This window comes from Actinomycetospora endophytica (genome assembly GCF_021026375.1).
Taxonomy (GTDB): domain Bacteria; phylum Actinomycetota; class Actinomycetes; order Mycobacteriales; family Pseudonocardiaceae; genus Actinomycetospora; species Actinomycetospora endophytica.
In genome coordinates, this window is sequence record NZ_JAJNDB010000001.1 from 495,449 (window position 1) to 518,921 (window position 23,473).

At 73.4% G+C, this 23,473-nt stretch carries 23 protein-coding genes and 1 pseudogene; 14 read left to right on the forward strand and 10 right to left on the reverse strand.

The window, feature by feature from the left end; genetic code table 11:
* Window positions 1-26: 26 nt before the first annotated feature.
* Entirely contained in the window at window positions 27-338 is a 312-nt protein-coding gene (locus tag LQ327_RS02465) for a hypothetical protein (RefSeq protein WP_230729942.1), read from the reverse strand.
* Between the two features lie 614 nt (window positions 339-952).
* On the opposite strand from LQ327_RS02465, the gene LQ327_RS02470 reads away from it, so the two are divergent.
* Complete coding sequence (locus LQ327_RS02470; RefSeq protein WP_230729943.1) at window positions 953-2,125, forward strand: RtcB family protein; 1,173 nt, start codon at window positions 953-955, stop codon at window positions 2,123-2,125.
* 49 nt (window positions 2,126-2,174) lie between these two features.
* Here the strand turns inward: LQ327_RS02470 and LQ327_RS33580 are convergent, their stop codons facing one another.
* On the reverse strand, window positions 2,175-2,429 hold the full coding sequence (locus LQ327_RS33580; RefSeq protein ID WP_308286234.1) for an RNA 2'-phosphotransferase: 255 nt from the start codon (window positions 2,427-2,429) through the stop codon (window positions 2,175-2,177).
* 97 nt (window positions 2,430-2,526) lie between these two features.
* A pseudogene (locus LQ327_RS35190) lies at window positions 2,527-2,721 on the reverse strand (RNA 2'-phosphotransferase); the annotation flags it as partial.
* Window positions 2,722-2,794: 73 nt separating this feature from the next.
* On the opposite strand from LQ327_RS35190, the gene LQ327_RS02480 reads away from it, so the two are divergent.
* Window positions 2,795-4,450 (forward strand): alkaline phosphatase D family protein, encoded by a 1,656-nt coding sequence (locus LQ327_RS02480; RefSeq protein WP_230729944.1) that lies wholly within the window; start codon window positions 2,795-2,797, stop codon window positions 4,448-4,450.
* Between the two features lie 181 nt (window positions 4,451-4,631).
* Here the strand turns inward: LQ327_RS02480 and LQ327_RS02485 are convergent, their stop codons facing one another.
* Both LQ327_RS02485 and LQ327_RS02490 read right to left on the reverse strand, forming a co-directional pair.
* Window positions 4,632-5,651 carry a helix-turn-helix transcriptional regulator gene (locus LQ327_RS02485; RefSeq protein ID WP_230729945.1) on the reverse strand — a complete coding sequence of 340 codons (1,020 nt, stop codon included), beginning with the start codon at window positions 5,649-5,651 and terminating at the stop codon, window positions 4,632-4,634.
* A gap of 68 nt (window positions 5,652-5,719) precedes the next feature.
* Window positions 5,720-6,901, reverse strand: coding sequence for a lipase family protein (locus LQ327_RS02490; protein ID WP_230729946.1), 1,182 nt, complete (start codon window positions 6,899-6,901; stop codon window positions 5,720-5,722).
* A gap of 76 nt (window positions 6,902-6,977) precedes the next feature.
* On the opposite strand from LQ327_RS02490, the gene LQ327_RS02495 reads away from it, so the two are divergent.
* Window positions 6,978-7,202, forward strand: coding sequence for a hypothetical protein (locus LQ327_RS02495; RefSeq protein ID WP_230729947.1), 225 nt, complete (start codon window positions 6,978-6,980; stop codon window positions 7,200-7,202).
* Window positions 7,203-7,415: 213 nt separating this feature from the next.
* Here the strand turns inward: LQ327_RS02495 and LQ327_RS02500 are convergent, their stop codons facing one another.
* Window positions 7,416-8,018: a response regulator transcription factor gene (locus tag LQ327_RS02500; protein ID WP_230729948.1), complete on the reverse strand. Its 603-nt coding sequence runs from the start codon at window positions 8,016-8,018 to the stop codon at window positions 7,416-7,418.
* Between the two features lie 164 nt (window positions 8,019-8,182).
* Between LQ327_RS02500 and aroQ the strand changes: the two genes are divergently transcribed.
* On the forward strand, window positions 8,183-8,641 hold the full coding sequence (aroQ, locus tag LQ327_RS02505; protein ID WP_230729949.1) for a type II 3-dehydroquinate dehydratase: 459 nt from the start codon (window positions 8,183-8,185) through the stop codon (window positions 8,639-8,641).
* 32 nt (window positions 8,642-8,673) lie between these two features.
* On the opposite strand, the gene LQ327_RS02510 is transcribed toward aroQ, so the two are convergent.
* A complete protein-coding gene (locus LQ327_RS02510; RefSeq protein WP_230729950.1) occupies window positions 8,674-9,534 on the reverse strand; it encodes an alpha/beta fold hydrolase in 861 nt (286 codons plus the stop codon).
* A gap of 9 nt (window positions 9,535-9,543) precedes the next feature.
* A complete protein-coding gene (locus LQ327_RS02515) occupies window positions 9,544-10,923 on the reverse strand; it encodes an NAD(P)/FAD-dependent oxidoreductase (protein ID WP_230729951.1) in 1,380 nt (459 codons plus the stop codon).
* Window positions 10,924-11,123: 200 nt separating this feature from the next.
* On the opposite strand from LQ327_RS02515, the gene LQ327_RS02520 reads away from it, so the two are divergent.
* From LQ327_RS02520 to LQ327_RS02535, 4 genes are read left to right on the forward strand one after another with little or no spacing between them, the layout of a single operon-like run.
* On the forward strand, window positions 11,124-12,227 hold the full coding sequence (locus tag LQ327_RS02520; protein ID WP_230729952.1) for an SDR family oxidoreductase: 1,104 nt from the start codon (window positions 11,124-11,126) through the stop codon (window positions 12,225-12,227).
* A 26-nt stretch (window positions 12,228-12,253) separates the two neighbouring features.
* Window positions 12,254-13,105: a glutamate racemase gene (locus LQ327_RS02525; protein ID WP_230729953.1), complete on the forward strand. Its 852-nt coding sequence runs from the start codon at window positions 12,254-12,256 to the stop codon at window positions 13,103-13,105.
* A gap of 51 nt (window positions 13,106-13,156) precedes the next feature.
* A complete protein-coding gene (locus LQ327_RS02530; RefSeq protein ID WP_230729954.1) occupies window positions 13,157-13,381 on the forward strand; it encodes a three-helix bundle dimerization domain-containing protein in 225 nt (74 codons plus the stop codon).
* A gap of 55 nt (window positions 13,382-13,436) precedes the next feature.
* The gene (locus tag LQ327_RS02535) at window positions 13,437-14,231 is read left to right on the forward strand and encodes a polysaccharide lyase family 20 protein (RefSeq protein WP_230732923.1); all 795 of its coding nucleotides are present in this window, start codon (window positions 13,437-13,439) and stop codon (window positions 14,229-14,231) included.
* Between the two features lie 52 nt (window positions 14,232-14,283).
* On the opposite strand, the gene LQ327_RS02540 is transcribed toward LQ327_RS02535, so the two are convergent.
* On the reverse strand, window positions 14,284-14,886 hold the full coding sequence (locus LQ327_RS02540; RefSeq protein ID WP_230729955.1) for a TMEM165/GDT1 family protein: 603 nt from the start codon (window positions 14,884-14,886) through the stop codon (window positions 14,284-14,286).
* Window positions 14,887-15,396: 510 nt separating this feature from the next.
* Between LQ327_RS02540 and LQ327_RS02545 the strand changes: the two genes are divergently transcribed.
* Window positions 15,397-16,437, forward strand: a complete 1,041-nt coding sequence (locus LQ327_RS02545; protein WP_230729956.1) for an alpha/beta hydrolase — start codon at window positions 15,397-15,399, stop codon at window positions 16,435-16,437.
* A gap of 62 nt (window positions 16,438-16,499) precedes the next feature.
* Here LQ327_RS02545 and LQ327_RS02550 read toward each other — a convergent pair whose 3' ends face one another.
* Window positions 16,500-17,234, reverse strand: coding sequence for a beta-ketoacyl-ACP reductase (locus LQ327_RS02550; protein WP_230729957.1), 735 nt, complete (start codon window positions 17,232-17,234; stop codon window positions 16,500-16,502).
* Window positions 17,235-17,518: 284 nt separating this feature from the next.
* Here LQ327_RS02550 and LQ327_RS02555 point away from each other — a divergent pair, with 284 nt between their 5' ends.
* The 5 genes from LQ327_RS02555 (at window position 17,519) to LQ327_RS02575 (ending at window position 23,262) form a co-directional block, all read left to right on the forward strand.
* Entirely contained in the window at window positions 17,519-18,784 is a 1,266-nt protein-coding gene (locus tag LQ327_RS02555) for an alpha/beta fold hydrolase (RefSeq protein ID WP_230729958.1), read from the forward strand.
* Between the two features lie 212 nt (window positions 18,785-18,996).
* Entirely contained in the window at window positions 18,997-20,175 is a 1,179-nt protein-coding gene (locus LQ327_RS02560) for an acetyl-CoA C-acetyltransferase (protein WP_230729959.1), read from the forward strand.
* Window positions 20,176-20,428: 253 nt separating this feature from the next.
* Window positions 20,429-21,517, forward strand: a complete 1,089-nt coding sequence (locus tag LQ327_RS02565) for an S-(hydroxymethyl)mycothiol dehydrogenase (protein WP_230729960.1) — start codon at window positions 20,429-20,431, stop codon at window positions 21,515-21,517.
* The gene (locus LQ327_RS02570) at window positions 21,514-22,158 is read left to right on the forward strand and encodes an MBL fold metallo-hydrolase (RefSeq protein WP_230729961.1); all 645 of its coding nucleotides are present in this window, start codon (window positions 21,514-21,516) and stop codon (window positions 22,156-22,158) included. Before LQ327_RS02565 ends, LQ327_RS02570 begins: the two co-directional genes overlap by 4 nt.
* Before the next feature lie 15 nt (window positions 22,159-22,173).
* A complete protein-coding gene (locus LQ327_RS02575) occupies window positions 22,174-23,262 on the forward strand; it encodes a gamma-glutamylcyclotransferase family protein (RefSeq protein ID WP_230729962.1) in 1,089 nt (362 codons plus the stop codon).
* Window positions 23,263-23,473: the final 211 nt, after the last annotated feature.

Consider the following 23,473-nt stretch of genomic DNA (forward strand, 5'->3'; position numbering starts at 1 on the left):
CAGGTCCTGGGCCTACGCGGTGTGTCCTAGGCGCCGGGCACGGTGCTCTCGATCCGTCTGCTCGCCGCGGCGTCGCTGGACTGGTAGTTGCCGGCCACCGTCGTGACGGCCGCCGAGGTGGTCTGCACCGCCTCGGCCAACGCCTGGGCCCGCTGCGCGAGCTCCGCACCGAGCGCGCCGAGAGCACCCGCCAGCGCGCCGCCGTTCACCCCGCCGGCCGCGGACGACGCGGCTCCCGACGCCTGTCCGCCCAGCCCACCGAGCCGTCCCCCGGCCGCCGCGAGGGCCGACGCCCCGCCCTCCATGGCGCCCGTACTGGCCTCGAACCCGTCCGCCATCCGACGTCCTCCGATTTCTCCCGAACCGCCCCTACCGGCCGATCGACGTCCTTAACGTAAGGACGGCCCCGGCACGGCGGGGGCGGTTTCGCGGAACTCGTGGGGTCGAGATCGACAGGGGGTGGTCGGCGTGCCGATGCCGGGGAATCCGGGCGCCGTCCAGGCCGGGGCGACGCAGCTCATGGCGATGGCGGAGCCCGTGTGCACGACCACACCGACCTGGTGGACCCGGCCAGGACGGGAGCGCTGCGAAGTCGCAAGGGCACGCTTCCCACGACCTGGGGCGAGGGAGTCGAAAACAGAATGGCGAAACAGAGCGGCGCGTGGCGAGCCGCTCACCCCACGGGCGGGTCGATCATCGGCTGGAGCGGCAATTGACGGGACTGGAGCTCCTACCCCCCGAGTACTGGCCGGCAGGGTGTCGAGCCGGTCCTCGCGGGTGGGTTTCGGCGGCCGCGAGGGAGTCACTGCAGGTCGAGCGGATCTCCGTTGCGCCGTGCCGTGACTCCCTGATCTCCGCCGGCCCGAAAATCCCGCGCTCCATCCGCTCCACGCGGCCTACAGTTCCGCCCGACCCAGCGCACCCGCGTCCCGAGGAAGGGAGTGGCCACCCCATGGAGAAGATCAGCAAGCAACTCGTCAACTGGGCGTCCATCCTGGACCGGGCGACGCGCGAGCAGGCCGAGCGGGCCTCGACGATGCCGTTCGTGTTCCCGCACATCGCGCTCATGCCCGACGCGCACCTCGGCAAGGGCGCGACCGTCGGCTCGGTCATCCCGACCCAGCGGGCGATCATCCCGGCGGCGGTGGGCGTGGACATCGGCTGCGGGATGGCGGCGGTGCGGACGCAGTTCACCCGCGAGCAGTTCGTCGCGAAGGACTCACTGGCCCCGCTGCGGGAGGCGATCGAGCGCGCGATCCCGCTCTCGGCCGGGCGCTACAACAAGAAGGTCGTCGCGACCGCCGAGCCGCGGATCGAGGAGCTCACGAAGCTCGCCGAGGAGGCCCGGTTCGAGCCGGCGGGCTACGCGAGGAACTGGGACGTCCAGCTCGGCAGCCTCGGGAGCGGCAACCACTTCATCGAGGTCACCGTCGACGAGCTCGACCGCGTCTGGCTGTTCCTGCACTCGGGCTCGCGGGGCGTGGGCAACAAGATCGCGCAGCGGCACATCGCGGTCGCGCAGGAGGCGATGACCTGCTGGTGGATCCAGCTGCCCGACCCGGACCTCGCCTACCTCGTCGAGGGCACCGACGAGTTCTGGACCTACATCCGCGAGCTGCGGTGGGCCCAGCACTTCGCGCTGCTCAACCGCGAGGAGATGATGGACCGGGTGGTGCGCCAGGTGGGCGAGTTCGTCGGCGAGCCCGTCGACGAGCAGGAGCGGATCAACTGCCACCACAACTACACCGAGCAGGAGACCCACTTCGGCCGGACGGTCTGGGTCTCCCGCAAGGGCGCCATCAATGCCGAGCAGGGCCGGCCCGGCCTGATCCCCGGCTCGATGGGAACGGCCTCGTACGTGGTCGCGGGCAAGGGATTCGCACCCAGCCTGAACAGCTCCCCGCACGGGGCGGGCCGGGCGTTCTCGCGCTCGAAGGCGCGCAGGACGTTCACCGTCGAGCAGCTCCGGGAGGCGATGGCGGGGATCGAGTACCGGGACACCGCGGCGTTCCTGGACGAGATCCCGGCGGCGTACAAGGACGTCGACGTCGTGATGGCCGACGCGGCCGAGCTCGTCGAGGTCCGGCACACGCTGCGCCAGATCGTCAACGTCAAGGGCGAGTGACCCGGCTCTTCCCGCCGAGGGAGCCCGAGCTCTCGAACCCCGGGACGACTCACCGCGACAGGAACTCCGGAGGGATCGACGGCGCCAGCCAGGTGTCGTCGTTCCCCCGCCGGAACACCACCCCGGCCCGGGCCGCCCCGGCCGCGTCGACGGTGAACACCACGAGCTCCGACCCTCGCCGGGCTCCCACCCGCCGCGCCGTCTCCGCCGCCGGCGAGAGGTGCACGTACTGACGACCCATCGGGCGCAGCCCCTGCTCCTCGATCACCGCGGCGGCCCGGACCGTCGTGCCGTGGAAGAGCACCCGCGGGAGGCACGGCGACCGGGAGATCGACGGCCCCCTCGACCGAGTGCCCGTACCTCGCCCGGATCCACGACCCGGAGAGCTCGTGCCGCTGCTCGGACCCGGACGCGACCACCTCCCGCACCGCGTCCTCGGTCGCCGCGAGCCCCGCTCCCTGCAGCCCCGCGACCAGCGCGGACACCGGCGTCCAGCCCTCGGCGTCGAGTGAGAGCCCGTAGGCCGCCGGGTCGTGGCGCAGGGCGTGCGACATCGCGCGGGAGAGCTGCACCGAGGACGCCACGCCGGAGAGCATGCCCGCCCGGCGCGCCGGGTTCCCCGCGTTTCGCGGAACCGGTTGGGCGATCCGACACCCGACGCTCGGCCGGATGTCGACCCCCGGCCACCCGATCGGGGTGCGGGCCCGCCATGATCGACGCGCCGTCCACCCCGGAGGAGTGCGCGTGCCGACGTCGTCGTCCGCCGTCAGTCGTCGCGCGGTCCTCCTCGGAGGCGCTGCGGGACTCGCGGCCGCCACCGTCAGCAGTGCCGCGGCCGCCTCCCCCGGGACCGCCACCGCCGCCACGACGTCCAGCACCGCAACACCACGCCCCGACGTCTTCACCCTCGGCGTCGCGTCCGGCGACCCGGTCCCCGACGGTGTCGTCCTCTGGACCCGCCTGGCCCGTGACGCGACGAAGCCGAACGGCGGGATGACCGAGCAGGCCGTGGACGTCGACTGGCAGGTCGCCGACGACGAGCGCTTCGCCCGGGTCCGGGCGTCCGGACGGACCCGCACCGGGCCGCAGGACGGGTACGCCGTCCACGTCGAGGTCCGCGACCTCCCGGCGGGCGGGACGTTCTTCTACCGCTTCGGCGCGCTGGGCCGGGTCTCGCGGGCCGGGACGACGCGGACCGCCCCGCCCCCGAACGCGCTGGCCCCGCTCGATATCGCGGTCGCCTCGTGCGCGAACTACGAGCACGGCTATTTCACGGCCTACCGGCACATGGCGCGGGAGCGGCCCGACCTCGTCCTCTTCCTCGGCGACTACTTCTACGAGGAGGCGGCCGGCACGTACCGCGCGAAGTCCGGCAACCCCCGCAGCTACGGGGCCCCGGAGGCGACCACCCTCGAGGGGTACCGGCACCGCTATGCCCTGCACCACGCGGACGCCGACCTGCAGGCCGCCCACGCGGTGGCCCCGTGGGTGAGCGTGTTCGACGACCACGAGGTGCAGAACAACTGGGCCGGCGCCCACCCCGAGAGCCCGCAGCCGGACTTCCTCGGCCGCCGCGCCGCGGCGTTCCGCGCCTGGTACGAGAACATGCCGGTCCGGCTCCCGCAGCGACCCCGGGGCTCGACGATCCAGTGCTTCCGGCGCCTGACCTGGGGCGCGACGGCCAATCTCCACATGCTCGACACCCGCCAGTACCGCGACGTCCAGGTCAGCGGCGCGGCCGCCTCCCGGCAGCGCACCGATCCGCGCCGCACCATCACCGGCGGCCCGCAGGAGCAGTGGCTGGTCGACGGCTTCCGCCGCTCGCGCGCCCGCTGGGACGTCCTGGGCCAGCAGGTGTTCTTCTCCCAGCTCGACCTCACGCCCGGCCCGCCGCGCGGGTTCAACGGGGACGCCTGGGACGGCTACCCGGTGGAGCGCGACCGCATCGTGGCGAGCTGGCGGCAGGCCCGCGTGCGCAACGCCGTCGTTCTCTCCGGGGACATCCACACCCACTACGTCGCCGACATCCGGGCCGATCACGAGGACCCGACGTCGCCGGTGGTCGGGACGGAGCTGGTCTCCAGCTCGATCACCTCCGAGGGCGACGGCTCCGCGAACTCGGCCGAGGTCGCCGGGGCGCTCGCCCGCAACCCGCACCTGCGCTACGGCATCGCCCGCCGCGGCTACGTCACGGCGCGCTTCTCGGCGGATCGGCTGGACGCGGCGGTGCGGGTCGTCGACCGGGTCTCGACTCCGGGGGCGCCGGTCCGGACCGCGGCGAGGTTCAGCGTCGCCGACCGCGCGCCGGGGCTGCGGGAGGCCTGACGGGGCACGCCACGACCGCCGGGCGGCCTGGACACTCCGGGGTACGATGACGAGGACGGCGCCGGGCTCGTCCCTCGAGCCCGGCGCCCTCCTCTTGCGCCACCACCACGGGCGCCACCACAACACCCGCGCGGCAGGACCGCGGCGAGATGACCCTCGTCGATCTCGCGATGAGGTGAGCCTAGCCTAACTCTGCGGGCGCGCCAACCCTGCCCCCGGAAGTCCCGTTCGCGGCCTTCCGGCAGCGGGTCGCGAGGGCCCGCAGCGCCTCGCCGAGCTCGTCCGGGGACTCGACGACGAACTCCAGCCCGAGCCCGACGAGCATGATCACGGCGCCGTCCACGTGGTCGGCCGCGAGGTGTAGCCGGCTGGTGCCGTCGCCGAGGTCGTCGACGCGGGCCTGGTCGGTCCAGAGGCGCTCGCGCACGACGTCGGGCGGGGCCGCCACGCGGACGCGGCAGCGGAACGCCGCCCGCACGTCGGCGACCTTGGAGGCGACGTAGGCCGCCGGGTCGCCCCCGGGCACCTCGCGCGCGACGAACCGGGGCCCCGTCGCGAGGCCGTCCGGCCCGACCCGGGGGCGCAGCCGGTCGAGGCGCAGGGTGCGCCAGTCGTCGCGGCCGAGGTCGTGCGCGAGCAGGTACCACCGCCTGCCCCACGAGACGAGATGATGCGGCTCCACGCGCCGTCGGGTCACGGTGCCGTCGTGGGCGGTGTAGTCGAGGTCGAGCACCCGACGGTCGCGGCACGCCGCGCCGACCGCGACGAGCGCCGTCGGGTCGACCGTGGGCATCGCGCGCAGCGGCATCACGGTCGAGACCGGCACCGCCGCGACCCGACGTCGCAACCGGCTCGGCAGGATGCGCTCGAGCTTGACCAGGGCCCGGACCGCCGCCTCTCCCAGGCCCGCCACCCCGACGCCGCCGGACCCGGCCGCGGTCTGCAGGGTCACCGCGACGGCGACGGCCTCCTCGTCGTCGAGCAGCAGCGGCGGGAGCGCGGCACCGGCGCCGAGGCGATAGCCGCCGGTCGGGCCGAGGTCCACCTCGACGGGGTAGTCGAGGCCGCGCAGCTTGTCGACGTCCCGGCGCACCGTGCGCACCGACACGTCGAGACGTTCCGCGAGCTCCGGACCCGACCACTCGGGCCGGGTCTGCAGGAGCGAGAGCAGGCGCAGCAGGCGGGCGGAGGTCTCGAGCACCCCGTCATCCTCGCGCGGGAGGCGGACGGATCCTGTCCTCCGACCGAGTCAGCGATGCTCCGTTGCTGTCACCTGCACGTCGACGGCGTCGGCCGCCCGGCGAACCGCGCGTCGAGGAACGCCAGCGCCCCGGGGAACGCCGCCACCGCACCCCCGACGTGGGTCGGCACCGGCACCGGCGCGAACTGGACCTTCGCGCCCTCCGAGCACCAGCTGCGGACCATGGCGGCGTCCTGGTCGAACGGGACGATGTCGTCGGCGACGGAGTGGGCGACGTACATCGGCACCTGTGGCGCGCGCAGCCCGATCCGCTGCTCCTCGACCCTGCTCCGGAACGGCTCGGTGCCGAGGATCTGCGCGAGCGAGCGCCCGTCGCTGGTCAGCGTCTCCGAGCGGGTGCCCTGGTAGCGCAGCGCGGTGTCGGCGACGCACTGGTCGCGGGTCTCGGCGAGGAACCGCTTGCCCGCGGCGTTGAGCACGTCGGGGACGTGCAGGTCCGGGTAGGCGGCGTCGAACCCGTTGAGGGCGTACCCGATCAGGCCGGCCGAGGGCTTGCCGTCGAGGAAGACCCCGGTCGCCGCGAGGTCGGCGGGCACCGCCCCCGCGTAGGCGCCGACCAGGGTGCGCTCGACGTCCGGCGCGTAGGACGGGGCCAGCTCGGCGGCGGCCGCGGACGCCCCGCCGCCCTGGGAGTAGCCGGAGATCGCGCTCGGCCCGTCCTCGGGCACGCTCCCCAGATCGCGGGCGGCGCGCACGGCGTCGAGGACGGCATGGCCCTCGGCGGCGCGGTTGACGTAGGTGTGGGGCCCCGGGGTGCCCAGGCCCTGGTAGTCGGTCACGACGACCGCGTAGCCGCGGGCGAGCAGCTGCGAGACGAAGGCCGACTCGTACTCGGTGCCCGCGGCGAACTGCCGGGACGGGGCGCAGCGGTCGGCGAGTCCCTGGGTGCCGACGGCGTAGGAGATCAGCTTGCGAGGGCCCGGCGCGGGCAGGGTCGGGACGAGGACCGTGCCGGAGACCGCGATCGCCCGACCGGCGGTGTCGGTGCTGCGGTAGAGGATGCGCGTGGCGGTGGCCGGGAGCGCCACCGCGAACGGCTCCGACCGGATCACCTCGCCGTCGTGGGCGGGCAGCGTGGCCGGCGGCTGGTAGAACGCGTCGCCGGACGCGGCAGGGGCCGCGGCCGCCGCCGTGGCGCCGACGGTGAGCACGGTCAACGCGGTGAACAGCGTCACCAGGAGTCGGCGCACGGGCGAACCCTAGCCGCACGATCGTGACCGGCCAGTCACCGCCCGTGATTCGTCAGTGAACGTACGATCAACGGTGATGACCGCAAAGACCCGGCCCGCTCCCCGGTACAGCTTCGAGCGCGACAACCGCTACCTCGTCACCGTCGTCGACGACGACGGCGGGCGCCACGACCATCGACTCGACGCCTACCAGGGCTGGCTCGCCGGGCCGGAAGGCATCCGTCACCGCTTCGGTCAGCACCGTCGGACGCGCACCGAGATCCCCGACGACCGCATCGCGGCCACCGTCGGTCCGATGTAGGCCGGTGCGGGTCCCGACGTGGCACGGGCCCCCGCCGTCACACGGAGGCGTGGCCCCGCGGGGACACGACCGACCTTCCCCGGCCGGTCGTGCCCCGCGCCGCTGCCCGCGGCCCGGGCCCACACCGTCCGCACCGTCCACCGGACCCTCGTCCGACGCCGCCGCCTCCGACTCGGCGGGTCGTCCCGGATCCGGTCCCCGGTCCGCGCGGGCTCAGCTGACGAGACCGCAGCGGAAGCCCTGGGCCACCGCCTGGGCGCGGTCCGACGCCGAGAGCTTGCGGAACAGGCGACGCGCGTGCGTCTTGACGGTGTCCTCGGACAGGTAGAGCTCGCGGCCGATCTGGCCGTTGCTCTTGCCCTGGCTCATCCCGCGCAGGACCTGCATCTCGCGCTCGGTGAGGTTGATGCCCGCCCCCGGCTCCGAGGCGGAGCGCTGGGCCGGGAAGACGTCCCCCATGGTGGTGCTGGCGAGCGCGGCCACGAGCTCGGGCCGCGAGGCGTCCCAGCGCAGGTAGCCGCGGGCCCCGCCCGCGATGGCCGAGGCGATGCTGCCGGCGTCGTCGGGGGCCCCGAAGACGATGACGTTCGCCTGGTGGTGGGCTGCGACGAGACGCCGGGTGGCCTCCGCGCCCGAGCTGACCGCGCGCTGCGTGCCGACGAAGACCACGTCGACCGGCTGGCGGGCGTAGCGGGCGAGCAGGTCCTCGGCGGTGGCCACGCAGTCGATGCGCTGCACGCCGGGCACGGCCGACATGACGCGGGTCAGGCCCTCCCGGACACTGCGTCGGTCGTCGCAGATCAGAACCGTCCTCATTCAGACTCCACTTCCCCGGGTGGCGGTCCCGATCGGGGTCGGGACCGACGGCATTGTCAGGCGGCCCACGGTGGGCGCTGTCCTTCCATCGGCGTCCCCGGGCGAGACCTTGACCCTCGAATAACACCCCTGTTGTTATCGCTACGTGATGGAGCGGAGAGCCCATGTCGCAAAATCGTGACGCTGAACGGCCGGGTCGGGTACTCCTGCTGCACGGACCCAACCTCAACCTGCTCGGGCGACGCGAACCGGGGGTCTACGGCACCACGACGCTCGCCGACGTGAACGCCCGCTGCCGGGATCTGGGCGCTGAGCTGGGGCTGGAGGTCGACGCGCGGCAGAGCAACCACGAGGGTGTGCTCATCGACGCGGTCCAGGAGGCGATGGCCGACTTCGACGCCGTCGTCATCAATCCGGGCGGATACACCCACACCTCGGTGGCCCTGCGGGACGCGCTCGCGGCCCTTCCGGTCCCGGTGGTCGAGGTCCACATCTCGAACGTGCACGCCCGCGAGCCGTTCAGACACCACTCGTACGTGTCACCGATCGCCACCGCGGTCATCGCCGGCGCGGGGGTGCTCGGCTACGAACTCGCCCTGCGATACTGCGCTGCGCGCATGTGAACGAATTCGGTCGCCAGGACGACCACATCCGTTCACCTGGCGCGCAGCGCCTCCAGCTCCGCCTGCAGCACCTCGGGGAACTGTAGCGGGAGGAAGTGGGTGCCGGGCAGCCGGACCAGGCGCGCACCCCGGACGTGGTCGGCCAGCGCCACCATGTCCTCGATCGGCGCCATGGTGTCGAACTCGCCGGCCACCACCGTGACCGGCACCCGGATCTCGTCGACCGGGATCGGCGGCTCCTCCCCCACCGCGAGCACCATCCGCGAGAACCACGTCCAGTCGTGGTGGGAGAACTCCCGCGCGACCTCCGCGAGCGTCTGCAGCGGGCCGGGCGCCCAGGCCGCCACGCCGGACGCGTCGAGCCCGCGGGGCAGCAGCGAGATCAGCCCGGCCACCGGCGGACCGACCACCCGCAGCGACCACGCGCTGGCCCGGGCCACCCCGCGCGAGAGCACCTCGGGCGTCCAGGCCGGGCCGCCCCGGAACCCGCCGCCCGCCACGCCGCCGAGCACGAGCAACGCCGCCACCCGCTGCGGGGCCCGCCGCGCGGCCTCGAAGGCGACCGCCACGCCGACCGACCAGCCGACGACGACGGCCCGCTCGATGCCGGCCGCGTCCATGACGGCGAACATGTCGTCCACGTGATCGCTGATGCGGATGCGTGACGGGTCGGCCGGCCGCTCGGAGCCGCCGAGGCCCCGGTGGTGCCAGGTCACCGCCCGCGGCGTCCCCCGGACCGGACGCCCGTCGCCGCCCAGGAACGGCCAGGCCGCGGGGCTCGCGCCGAGCCCGTTCGAGATCACCACGGGCAGCCCGGCGTCGTCGGCGCACCCGTTGTCCCACCAGCGGATCCGGGTGCCGTCGGGCGCGACGACGTCGTCGAGGCGGGGCATCCCGCCAGGCTAACGACGGGGCGCGGTGCCCGACGTCTGCGCGCGGTCGCGGACCTCGTCGGCCGACAGGTAGGCGTCGGCGCTCTCGAACTCCTCGACGGTGCCCTTGGCCCCGGACAGGAACCCGATCCGGATGAACTCGTCCCCGCCGAACAGGTGCAGCACCCAGTTCGCGATCACCCGCAGCCGCGTGCGCGTCAGCGGGAGCGCGAACACGTGGTAGCCGCGGGTCACGGCCTGCGCGACCGCGCCGGTGAGCTGCACCCCGAGCGGATGGGCGACGGCCTGGGTCCCCCCGAGGTCGACGACGAGCCCCAGGTCGTGGTGCTTGTAGCGGCGCAGCGCCTCGCCGCGCAGCGAGGCCACCACGTTGTCGGCGGCGGTCGTCGCCATCCGGGAGGCGTGCTGGGCGGTCGGCGGGCAGATCGCCTCGGGGTCGTCCTGGGTGAGGTCCGGGACCGCGGCGCAGTCGCCGAGCGCGAACACCCGCTCGTGGGAGGGCAGGCGCAGGTCCGCGCCCACCTTCAGCCGCCCGCGGACGAGGTCGACGCCGAGGTTCTTGACCAGCGGGCTCGACGTCACGCCGGCTGTCCACACCAGCGTGCGGGTCGGCAGGACGGTGCCGTCGGTGAGGGTCACCTCCTCGTCGGTGACCTCCTCGACCCCGGTCTCCAGCTTGATCTCGATCCCGCGGCGGCGGAGCAGGTCGAGGGCCTGCTCGCCGAGCCGCACCCCGAGCTCCGGCATGAGCCGCGGGGCGATGTCGACGAGCGTCCAGCGGACCAGGCCGGGGTCGAGCCGGGGAAAGCGCTTGAGCGCCGACTCGGTGAGCAGCTGCAGGCAGGCCGCCGTCTCCGTCCCGGCGTAGCCCCCGCCGACCACCACGAACTGGCACCGCGCGGCGCGCTCGGCGTCGTCGGTCGAGGCGTTCGCGAGCTCGAGCTGGGAGATGACGTGGTCGCGCAGGTACGCGGCCTCGGCGAGGTTCTTCATCCCGAGCGCGTGCTCGTCGAGCCCGGGGATGTCGAACTTGCGGGTGACGCTGCCGGGCGCCAGGACGAGCCGGTCGTAGGGCAGGTCGACGACGTCGCCGGAGATCTTGCGGACGACGCAGGTGGAGCGCTCCAGGTCGACCCCGATGACGGAGCCCGGCAGCCGGTGCGCGCGCTTGACCGCCCGGGGCAGCGACACCGTGACGGCCTGGGTGGTGATCACGCCGGAGGCGACCTGGGGCAGCAGCGGGAGGTAGAGCATGTAGTCGTGCGGGCTGACGACGACGACCTCGATCTCGCCCCGGTCGATCTCGGACCGCAGCTTGTGCTCGAGGCGCTTCACGCACTCCAGGCCGGCGAACCCCGCACCGACCACGACGATCCGTTCCGCAGCCATTCCCCGACCTCCCGTCACCCCCGTCGCGTCCCGCGACACGGACACCCACGACAGCAGGGGTACTCGCCGTCGTTCCTGCGGCGCAAGATGCCCCGCGACGTCCGGGATGACACCCTCTGGGCGCCTCCGGCCGTGCTGTGCCGCTGCTCACGGGGCTCAGGGCCCCACCGTCCGAGACCTTCCGCGAAGGAGACGCGTTCGTGAGTGCCGTGCTGTTCACCGGGTTCCCGGGCTTCCTGGGCTCGTCGCTGCTGCCGCGGACGCTGCGCCGCGAGCCGGACGCCCGGGCCGTGGCGCTGGTGCAGCAGCGCTGGCTGGGACGGGCCCGCGAGGCGCTCAACGCGATCGAGCGGGACGACCCGTCGATCGCGGGACGCACCGACCTCGTCGTCGGGGACATCACGACGCCGGGTCTCGGGCTCGACGACGCCGTCCGCGCCCGCCTGCTCGACGGGCCGTTGGAGATCTTCCACCTCGCGGCCGTCTACGACCTGTCGGTGGCCCCGGAGATCGCCTGGCGGGTCAACGTGGAGGGCACACGCCACGTCGTCGACCTCGCCCGGGCGGCCGCCGACGGCGCCGGCCTGCGACGACTGCAGTACGTCAGCACCTGCTACGTCTCCGGGCGCTACGACGGCCTGTTCTTCGAGGACGACCTCGAGATCGGCCAGCGGTTCGCGAACCACTACGACCACACCAAGCACGAGGCCGAGCGGGTCGTCGCGAAGGCCCGCGACGCCGGGCTCCCGGTGACGATCTACCGGCCGTCGGTGGTGGTGGGCGACTCGGTCACCGGGCGGACCCAGAAGTTCGACGGCCCCTACTACGTGCTGCAGCTGCTCCTGCGCCAGCGCGGCACGGCCCTGATGCCGCTGCCGCGCGGCGCGGCGCGGGTCGCGTTCAACCTGGTCCCCTCGGACTTCGTCGTCGACGGGATCGCGGCGCTCGCCGGGTACGACGGTGCCCGGGGCCGGACGGTCGCGCTCGCCCAGCCCGACCCGCCGTCGGTCACGCGGATGTGCGAGGCCTTCGCCGAGCAGGCCGGCCTGCGGCTGCGGACCGTGCCGATGGCCACCGGCCTCGCCGCCTTCGGCATCGACCACGTGCCCGGCGTCGGGCGGCTGTTCAAGGTCCCGTCGAGCACGCTGGAGTACCTCACCCACCCGACGCTCTACGACACGACGGCGACGACGACGCTGCTGGCCGAGGTCGGCGTGCGCTGCCCGTCCTTCGCCGAGCACGTCGGCCCGATGGTCGAGTTCTTCCGCGCCCACCCGGACATCGGCAGCGCCGCGATGGTCTGACCGGGGCCGCGGGTATCCTCACGGCCGTGCCTGCGAGCGGGACACGGATCGCGCTGATCGACTCCGGGCTCGGCATGCTGCCGACCGCGGGCTGGCTGCGGCACCTGCGCCCGGACGCCCACCTCGACCTGCTCATGGACCCGGCCGGGATGCCGTGGGGCGGCCGTCCGGGCGAGTGGATCGTCGAGCGGGTGCTGGGGGCCGCCCGGCTCGCGGTGGCGCGGGGCGCCGACGTCGTCGTGGTCCCCTGCAACACCGCCAGCGTCACCGCGCTGGTGCCGCTGCGGGCCGAGCTGGAGCCGGCGCGGCCCGTCGTCGGGACCGTTCCCGCCGTCAAGCCGGCCGCGGCCTCCGGCGAGCCGTTCGGCATCTGGGCCACCGAGGGCACCAGCGCCAGCGCCTACCAGGCCGACCTCGTCGCGCTCTTCGCGACGCCCGGCCAGGCCACCGCGGTGCCGTGCCCCGGGCTGGCCGACGCGGTCGAGGCCGCCGAGCCGGGCGCGGTCGCGGCCGCCGTGGCCTTCGGCGCGTCCCGCACCCCGGGCGACGTCCACGGCATCGTCCTGGGCTGCACCCACTACCCGCTCGTGTCCGACGCCATCGCGGCCGCCCTGCCCAACGTCCGGCTCTACGACAGCTCGCGGGCGGTCGCCGGCCAGGCCCTGCGCCGCCTCGGGCTCGACCCCGCCCCGGACGCCGAGCCTGCGGGCGTGTCGGTGCTGCTCTCCGGTGACGAGGGCGACCTGCCGACCACGGCCCGCAGCTACCCCGTCGGGGCGGCGCTCGCGGGCGCGGGGCCGGTCGGGTGCGACCTGTTGCCGCCTCCGGTGCGCGACGACGCGCTCGCAGACGCGGGCGCATCTGTCCCTCGGTTGTGAACTCTCCGACGACTGCTGGTCCACGCTGCGTCGAGGTCGTTGAATAAGCTCATGACCCTGGGCTCGACCACCACCGCCGCCCCCGACGACGTCACGCTCCGCACCGAGACCGAGGAGCGGCTGGTCGCGCGCTACGTCGAGCACGGCGTCGAGGCCGACACCGTCCGGGGCGCCGTGGCGGAGGCCTGGGACCGGCTCGGCGGTGCCCGCATCCGGACCTTCCTGCCGATCCTGGTCGAGCGCTCGGTGCGCCTGCGCCTCTTCGGTACGGCCTGACCCCTCCCGACCGAGGAGGGTCTTCACCGCCGGTCTCCGTAGTCTCGATCAGGTGATGGTCCGATCCCGGACGCCCCGGGTGCTCGTCGCGGTCCTGGCCGTCGTCGCCGCCCTGCTGCTCGGCGCGTGCTCGGTGCGGGGCGGCTCGTCGTCGGGAGGGTCGTCGTCGGGACCCACCGGTGACGGGGTCCTGTGGCGTTCCGGCACCGACGCCGCGACGGTGCTCGACACGTACCGCCGCACGCCGTGGAACACCGACGACGCCGACGACCCGAAGGCGGTGCCGAGCCCAGACGTGCCCGGCCGGACCGCGGTCGCCTACACGGTCCCGGGCGGCGGCACCCGCTCGGAGCTCGAACCGGCCTACCGGAGCTTCCGCGAGGGCGACGAGAACTGGTTCGGGTTCGCGCTGTACCTGCCGAAGGACTTCCCGGTCGGCACCTCGGACTGGCAGGTCGTCGCACAGTGGAAGAACTCGGGCGACGGCAGCCCGCCGCTGTCGATCCAGGTCCACGGCGGTCGCTTCGTGCTCGAGGGCGGCGAGGCCATCGGCGAGCACTGGCAGCGCGACATCGGGCCGGCGAAGGCCGGGGCCCGCACCGACCTGGTGCTGCGCGTGCACTTCTCGTCCGACCCCGGCGACGGCGCGGTCGACGTCTCGATGGACGGCAAGCAGGTGGTCTCCGACTACCACCCGAAGGGCGGGACGCTCTATCCCGACGAGAGCTCCTACCTCAAGACCGGGCTCTACCGGTCCTCGGACATCGGCGACGACGGCACCGTCTACTACGACGACGTCGTCATCGCCTCCGACGAGACCGCGGCGTCGAACCTGGCGAGCTCCTCATAGGTGCGCTGACGCGCCCGTGAGCACTCATTGACGTCCTGGCGTCAATTACTGCTCACGAGCCGAAGGCACCTAGCGCCTCGATCGCCAGCCAGGCGCCGAAGACGAAGAAGAGCACCGCGGCCCCGATCCGGATCAGCTTCTCGGGCAGGTTCCGGCCGAGCAGCCGGCCGACCACGATCGCGAGGGCGTCGGCGACGACCATGCCGACCGTCGACCCCGCCCAGACCCCGATGACGCCGCCCCACCCCTGGTACTGGGTGGCGAGGGTGATCGTCGCGAGCATCGTCTTGTCGCCGAGCTCGGCGAGGAAGAACGCGACCGACGCCGCGAGGACCGCCGAGCCGCCGGAGCGTCGTGCCTTCTCCTGTTCGTCGGAGGTCAGCTCGTCGCCGCGCAGGGTCCAGAGCCCGAAGCCGACGAAGGCCACCGCGGCCGCGATGTTGATCCAGAACGTGGGGAGCGAGGCCCCGAGCAGGTAGCCGACCCCGACGGAGACGGCGTGCACCACGGCGGTGGCGACCGTGATGCCGATGAGCACCGGGAGCGCCCGGTAGCGGGTGGCGAAGGTGAGGGCCATCAGCTGCGACTTGTCGCCGAGCTCCGCCACGAAGATCACGGCGAAGCTGACGGCCAGGGCGGCCAGGAAGATGCCCACGAAGGTCCTCTCGGTCCTGCGGGCGGGCCGGCGGGAGCGGGGCGCTTCTCCGGCCCGACCCGCGCGTACTCGCCGCGGATCGGCACCGAAGGTCTCGCCCGCCACCGGCGACCGGTGGCCGCCGCGACCGGATGCCGGTGAAGGCCATCAGTGTGTCGATCGCGGCGTTGGGAGCTACTCCCCTTCGCTGGCACCGAGGCTAGCAGTCCACAGAACGGACGAACCGCCCGCCGCGGCGTAGATCACGACCGCGTCCCGCTCGCCGTACGGTCACGGCGTGTCCTCCCGCCGACATGCCGCCACCCTCTCGGGCGAACGGACATCGGCGACCGATCACCGAGCGCCCACGATCGTGCGACGGCGAGCCGCTCGCTTTCGTGAGCCGCGCCACGTCATGATCCGTACTGCGGCCACGATCGGACCAATGGCACCCCGGTCGACCGCCGAACGAGGCAGCCGAGGATGGTCTCGGTCGGATAACGAGCGAACGGATGTCCGAGAGGAGGCGTGATGCCGGAACCGACGATGCCGCCGGCGGCACGCACCGCCGCGCCCCAGCTCGACGGCCCCCCGGCGGGGCCGCTCGAGATCGACGTCCGCACGCGCCTCTTCAGTTGGATCACCGATCGCGCCGGCCTCATCGCGATCAGCCGCATGAGCGCCGAGGACCTCGCCCGCGCCCGGGGTCGGCGGATGACCCACAACAAGGTCACCTCCAAGGTGTTCGGGCCGATGCCGCCCGACGTCTCGCTCACCGACCTGCGCATCACCACCGACGGCGGCCCGCTGACGCTGCGGCTCTACCGCCCGCACGGCCCGCTGCCGGCCGGACGCTCCGAGGACCGGTTGCCGATCGTCGTGAACTACCACGGCGGTGGCGGGTCGCTGGGCAACCTCGACCAGTCGGACTGGCTCTGCGCGCACGTCGCGGCCAACGTCGGGGCCCTCGTCGTCTCGGTCGACTACCGGCTCGCCCCCGAGCACCCCTACCCGGCGGGACGCGACGACGGGTACGCCGCGCTGTGCTGGGTGGTGCGCCACGCCGACGCCCTCGGCGGCCGGGCCGACCGCGTCGCCGTCATGGGCGACAGCGCCGGCGGCAACCTCGCCGCCGTGGTGTGCCTGCTCGCCCGTGAGGCCGGTCCCGCGATCGACGCGCAGGTGCTGCTCTACCCCGTCGTCGACCTCAGCCTGGACGCCCCGTCGACCTCCGCGTTCGAGCGCGGACCGATGCTCACCCGCGCCGACATGGACGTCTTCCGGGCGAACTACCTCGGCGAGGACGGCGACGCGAGCGACCCGTTCTGCTCCCCGCTGCACGCCCCGGACCACCGCGACCTGCCCCCGGCGCTCGTCATCACCGCCAAGGTCGACCCGCTGCACGACGACGGCGTGGCCTACGCCGACCGCCTCCGCGACTCCGGCGTGCCCACCCGGCACACCGACCACGCCCGCGCGGTGCACGGCTTCATCTGCTTCCCGGGGATGTGCCGGGCGGCCGGCGAGGCCCTCGTCGAGATCTGCGACGAGCTGACGACGCGGTTCGCCTGACGGCATGTGCGTGTGTTTCCGTGCTGGAGCACGGAAACACACGCACATGGCCGCAGGCCGAATCACATGTAGAGCCCGCCGTTGACCGAGTAGACCTGGCCGGTGATGTAGGCGGAGTCCGGGTCGGCCAGGAACTCGACGACGCGCGCCACCTCGTCCGGCTGGCCGAGCCGACCGACCGGGACCTGCCCGACGATCTTCTCCAGTGCCGCCTCCGGCACGCCGGCGACCATGTCGGTCTCGATGTAGCCCGGCGCGACGCAGTTGGCCGTGATGCCCTTCTTCGCGCCCTCCATCGCCAGCGACATCGTCAGGCCGAACAGGCCGGACTTGGTCGCGGCGTAGTTCGCCTGCCCGGCGTTGCCGCGTTCGCCGATGACCGAGGAGATCGAGACGATGCGCCCGCTCTGGCGCTCGCGCATGTGGTTGAAGACCAGGTGGGACATGTAGAAGGTGCCGGAGAGGTTGACCTGGATGACCTTGTCCCAGTCCTCGACCTGCATCTTGTGCAGCATCTTGTCGGCCGTGATGCCGGCGTTGTTGACGAGGATGTCGATCCGGCCGTGCTGGTCGTAGACCTCCTGGACCACGCGCTCGCAGTCCTCGCGCGAGCCGATGTTGCCCTGGTGGATCGTCATCGTGTCGTACTTCTCGGCGAGTTCGGCGGCGGCGTCGCGGCCGCTGGCGTACCCGACGGCGACCTTCGCGCCCCGGTTCGCGAGCCGTTCCGAGATCGCCTTCCCGATCCCGCGGGCCCCGCCCGTCACCACTGCCACCTGTCCGGTCATGTCGGCCATCGACTGCTCCCGTCGCTCGCGTCTGCCCCTGATCGGCGGCGTCGTCCGGAACCGAACGTGCCCGCTCGGTGGCCGGGGTCACACCCGATCCAGGGATCCGCGACACATCCGTGACCCGATCCCCTCCGGACGGCCCGGTGGGGCCCCTCCGTCCGGAGTCGTCGGGGCCGTTGCGAACCATGCCAAGCACACCTACGGTCGATCACGCAGCCGGCGGCGTCGCCGGGGCCCGCGCCCGGGCTCCCGGGGCCCGCAGCTTCCCAGGCTGCGCGAGGAGGGACCCCATGACGACGGCCCACGCTCCCGACGAAGCCCCCGAGCACGACCTGCCGGTGGCACCGGACGCGCCGACCCTGGACCCGGTGGACCCGGCGGCGTACCTGCGCTCCTTCCGCGGCGAGACGCTGCGCAAGGCGACGACGGCCCTGACGGAGGGCAGCGCCTACGTCACCACCCGCGCGCTCGCCCAGGCCGCCACCCCGCACCGCAACGTCTGGGACGCCGCCCGCTGGTGGCGCCACGTCCTCGGCCGGCGGCGCCCGACGTGGTCGACCGAGCACGAGATCGTGTGGGAGTCGCCGATCGCGCGGCTGCGCGACTTCAGCGCGGGCGCGACGGACGACGTGGTGCCCACCCTCGTCCTGCCGCCGCAGGCCGGGCACGACTCGTGCATCGTCGACTTCGCGCCCACGCAGTCGCAGATGCAGGTGATCCGCCAGGCCGGCCTGACCCGGGCGTTCACCCTCGACTGGGTCGGTGCCACGCAGCAGACCAAGGGCACGACGGTCGAGGACTACGTCGCGATCGTCGACCGCGCGGTGGACTCCGCGGTCGCCGGCACCGGGCACACCTCGGTGAACCTGGTCGGCGACTGCCAGGGCGGCTGGCTCTCGGCGATCTACGCGGCGCTGCACCCGGACCGGGTCAACACCCTCACCCTGGCCGGGGCGCCGATCGACTTCCACGCCGGCGACACCGCCATCGGCGCGTCGTCCCGGGTGCTGTCCCGCCGGTTCGGGACGCTGCCCTACCGCGCGATGGTGGCGATGGGTCGCGGCAACATGCCCGGCCAGTTCGTGCTGAACGGGTTCATCGCGATGAGCCCGGACTCCGAGATCGCCAAGCACGTCGACCTGCTGCGCCACCTGGACGACCCGGCGGCGATCGCGCGCTACCAGACCTTCGAGGACTGGTTCAAACACACGCAGGACGTGCCCGGCACGTTCTACCTGTGGCTCGTCGAGCACCTCTTCGCCGGCAACGAGCTGATCACCGGCGACCTGGTGGTCGGAGGGAAGCGCGTCGACCTCGCCGCGCTGGACTGCCCGCTGTTCCTGCTCGGCGGCGCCACCGACCACATCACGCCGCCGGTCCAGGTGTTCCGCGCGGCGGACGGGGTGTCGACGCCCCCGGAGAAGGTCTGGCGGCGCACCGCCCCGGGCGGCCACCTCGGCCTGTTCATGGGCAACCAGGCCCTCCGCGAGGAGTGGCCGCCGATCATGACCGAGGTCGCCCGCTTCTCCGGGGTCACGGCCGCCTCGACGGCCTGAGGAGCGCGGTACTGAACCGATCCTCGTGACCCGTCCTGCAGGAGGGGCCCCGCGCGAGCCCTTCGGCGGGCGCGGTCCCGCAGGTAGGTTCGGGAGCCTGGGGTGCGTCCCAGCAGACGCGCAGTGGGGCCGAAGCTGCGGCCTCCGCCACCCGCCGAGCACGGCCCGCCGTCGTGCCACGTTCGAGAACCCGTACCGCCCAGGAGGAAGTCATGCCCGGCTCCGTCATCGTCTCCGGCGCCCGCACGCCGATCGGCAAGCTCTCCGGAGCCTTCGCCGGGATCTCCGCGCAGCAGCTCGGCACCACCGCGATCGCCAAGGCCCTCGAACAGGCCGGCCTGGCCGGCGACCAGGTCGAGTACCTGATCATGGGGCAGGTCATCCAGGCCGGCGCCGGCCAGAACCCGGCCCGCAAGGCGGGCACCGACGCCGGGATCCCGATGTCGGTGCCGTCGTTCACGCTCAACAAGGTCTGTCTCTCGGGCCTCGACGCGATCGCGATCGCCGACCAGATGATTCAGGCCGGCGACTACGACGTCGTCGTCGCGGGCGGCATGGAGTCCATGACCGAGGCGCCGTACCTGCTGCCGAAGGCGCGCCGGGGCTACAAGTACGGCGGCGGGCAGATCCTCGACGCCACCGAGTACGACGCCCTCACCGACGTCTACGACCGTGAGTCGATGGGCGCCTCGACCGAGCGCTTCTCGAAGGCGATCGGACTGAACCGCCAGGCGATGGACGAGTTCTCCGCCTCCTCGCACCAGCGCGCGGCCGACGCGGCCAAGAACGGCCGGTTCGACGCCGAGCTCGCGCCGGTGTCGGTGCCGCAGCGCAAGGGCGACCCGCTGGTCGTCACCGAGGACGAGGGCGTCCGCGGCGACACCACCGCCGAGGGCCTCGGCAAGCTCCGCCCGGCCTTCGACAAGGAGGGCGCCATCACGGCGGGCTCCTCCTCGCAGATCTCCGACGGTGCCGCGGCCGCGGTCGTCATGTCGGAGAAGAAGGCCAAGGAGCTCGGGCTCGAGGTCCTCGCCCGGATCGGCCACCACGGCTGGGTCGCCGGCCCGGACAACTCGCTGCTCTCGCAGCCGTCGAACGCGATCCTCAAGGCGCTGGGCCGGGAGGGCCTCGAGGCGAAGCAGCTCGAGATGCTCGAGCTCAACGAGGCGTTCGCGGCGGTCGCGCTGCAGTCGACCACCGAGCTGGGCGTCGACCCGGAGCGCGTGAACCCCGACGGCGGCGCCATCTCGCTGGGCCACCCGGTCGGCATGTCCGGCGCCCGGATCGCGATCCACCTGGCGCACGAGCTGCGGCGCCGCGGCGGCGGCGTCGGTGCGGCCGGCCTGTGCGGCGGCGGCGGCCAGGGCTCGGGCCTGATCCTGCACGTCTGATCCCACCCCCGTTTCGAGCGAAGGGCCCCTTCGGTCGATAGAGCCGGCCAGGGGCGCCCCTCGCCGAATCACGGCAGCAAGCCGTGGTTCTGGCGGAGGGCGCCCTCGGCCCGTCTATCCGACTGACGGGGCCCTTCGCTCGTCCCGGAGCGGTCCTGACCCGGACGGCCGAGCGGCCACCCCGCGCATGAGACCCGCCTCACGTGGCACCCTGCGCATGAGCGCATGAGCGAAGCGACACGGGAGGGCGAAGATGCCGCAGGAGGTCCGGGGCGTGGTGTCCCGGGAGAAGGGCAAGCCGGTCACCGTCGAGACGATCGTGATCCCCGATCCCGGGCCCGGTGAAGCCGTGGTGGCGATCCAGGCCTGCGGGGTGTGCCACACCGATCTGCACTACCGCGAAGGGAACATCAACGACGAGTACCCGTTCCTGCTCGGCCACGAGGCCGCGGGGAAGGTCGAGGCACTCGGCCAGGGCGTCGAGAGTCTCGAGGTCGGCGACTTCGTCATCCTCAACTGGCGGGCCGTCTGCGGGGTGTGTCGTGCCTGCCGCAAGGGCAAGCACCACCTCTGCTTCGACACCCACAACGCCGCCCAGCCGATGACGCTCAAGGACACCGGCGAGGCTCTCTCGCCGGCCCTGGGCATCGGGGCGTTCGCGGAGAAGACGCTGGTGCACTCCGGGCAGTGCACCAAGGTCAACCCGGACATCGACCCCGCGCAGGCCGGGCTCATCGGCTGCGGTGTCATGGCCGGGACCGGTGCGGCGATCAACACCGGCAAGGTCGCGCGGGGTGAGACCGTCGCGGTGATCGGGTGCGGCGGCGTCGGGGACGCGGCGATCGCGGGCGCGGCGCTGGCGGGCGCCACGACGATCATCGCGGTCGACACCGAGGACCGGAAGCTGGAGTGGGCGAAGGGCTTCGGCGCCACCCACACCATCAACGCCAAGAACACCGACCCGGTGCAGGGCATCCGCGACCTCACCGGCGGCTTCGGCGCCGACGTGGTCGTCGACGCCGTCGGCATCCCGGCCACCTGGAAGCAGGCCTTCGAGGCACGCGACCTCGCGGGCCGGCTCGTGCTCGTCGGCGTGCCGTCGCCGGACATGAAGCTCGAGGCCGACTTCCAGCCGTTCTTCTCGCACGGCGGGTCGCTGAGCTCGTCCTGGTACGGCGACTGCCTGCCCAGCCGCGACTTCCCGATGCTGGTCGACCTGGCGCTGCAGGGCCGCTTCCCGCTCGACAAGTTCGTCACCGAGCGGATCTCGCTGGACGAGGTCGAGCAGTCCTTCGACAAGATGCACCACGGTGACGTGCTGCGTTCGGTGGTGATCCTGTGAGCGCCGAGCGCGTCGGCGAGGGCGTCGAGCACCTGACGACGTCCGGGCAGTTCCAGATCGACGGCAAGTCGTTCGACGTCGACAACAACGTCTGGATCGTCGGTGACGGTTCCGAGGTCGTGCTGATCGACGCCCCGCACGACGCGGCCGCCATCAAGTCCGCGGTCGGCGACCGCGACGTCACGGCGATCCTGTGCACGCACTCGCACAACGACCACGTGAACGCCGCCCCGGAGATCGCGCGGACGTACGAGGCACCGATCCTGCTCAACCCGGACGACAAGGTCATCTGGAACCTGACCTACCCCGACAGCGAGCCCGACGGGACGCTGTCCGACGGCGAGACGTTCACCGTCGGCGGGATCCGGCTGCAGGCGATCGCGACGCCGGGCCACTCGCCCGGGTCGACGTGCTTCTATGCCCCCGACCTGGGCACGCTGTTCTCCGGGGACACCCTGTTCAACGGGGGCCCGGGGGCCACCGGCCCGTCGTACTCCGACTTCGGAGTGATCATCGAGACGTTGGCCGGGAAGATCTTCACGTTGCCCGCCGACACCATCGTGCGGACCGGGCACGGCGACGTCACGAAGATCGGTGACGAGGCACCGCGCCTCGAGGAGTACCGCGAGCGGGGCTACTGAGCCTGCCCGGGGGACATGCAGCACGCCGATTGGGAGTACCCGGCCGACCCCTATCCCGGGGTCGCGCCGGGTTTCTCGTTCGTGCACCTCGACGGGCTCACCCACCGCATCGAGCCCGCGGTCGAGGCGCGCGGCGGGTGGGCGGTCTCCGGGACCGCGATCGACACCTGGCTGGCGGAGCACGGCGCGCCACCGCTGGCCGAGCGGGTGCCGGTACTCGCGTTCGGGTCGAACCGCTGCCCGTCGAAGATCACCTGGCTGCGCCGCGAGCTGGGCCTGGTCGGGCCGGTGGTGGCGCTGCGGGTCGAGGTGTCCGGGGTCGCGGCGGTGTGGGCGGCCGGGTGGCGTGCCCGCGACGGTGCCCGGCCCGCCACGCTCGCCGTCGTCCCGGGTACCGAGATCCACCACCTCTGGCTCGCGACCCCGGACCAGGTCGGCGTGCTCGACCGCTGCGAGGGCCGCGGACAGCGCTACGCCCTCGCCCGGGTGCACGCCGCCCGGGTCACCGACGAGCGCGGCGCCCGGCTCGATCCCGTCCTCGCCTACTGGCCCGCCGACCCCGTCCGGGCGCCGTTGCTCGTCGACGGGGCTCCCGTCCGCTGCCGTGACGTCTCCCAGGACGACGCGCGGGCGCTCGAGGGCGTCCCGGGCGAGGTCGGGGCCGACGCGGCCACGGTCGTCGCGGAGGGTGTCCCGGACCCGCGGGGCTGGCCGGACCGGGTGTTCGTCTACGGCACGCTGCAGCCCGGCGCGTCCGCGTGGTGGCGCCTCGCTCCGGCCGCCCGGTCGTCGTGGCCCGCCGTGACCGCGGGGCGGGTGTACGACACCGGACGGGGCTACCCCGCGCTCGTCCGGGACGCCGGCGCACTCGCGCCCGGGCACGTGGTGGAGCTCGCCGACCCGGTCGCGGCCCTCCCCGCGCTCGACGCCTACGAGGGCCCGGGCTACCGGCGCGAGCGGGTCGCGGTGTACCGGGCGGCGAACGCGGCCGAGCGCGCCGAGATCGCCTCCTCGACGGATCCGTCGTCCGCCCGGATCTGCTGGGCGTGGGTCTGGGACGGCCCGCCCGGCGACTGGCCCGTCGTGTCGTCCTGGTCGGACTGACCGGCGGCGACCGCCTCGTCGAGGAGGGCGTGGCGCGGGCCGGTGTCCGACGCGCCGATCGACACCGCGATGCGGCCGGCGACGGGGACGAGGGCGATGCGCTCCGGTCGACGGCGGGGCTCGGTCTCGGCGTCGTCACCCGCGGGCTGGTCGGCCCCGGAGCGCTGCGCGGGCACGACCCGCGCGCGGAGGGGCTCGCGCCGCGGCCCCA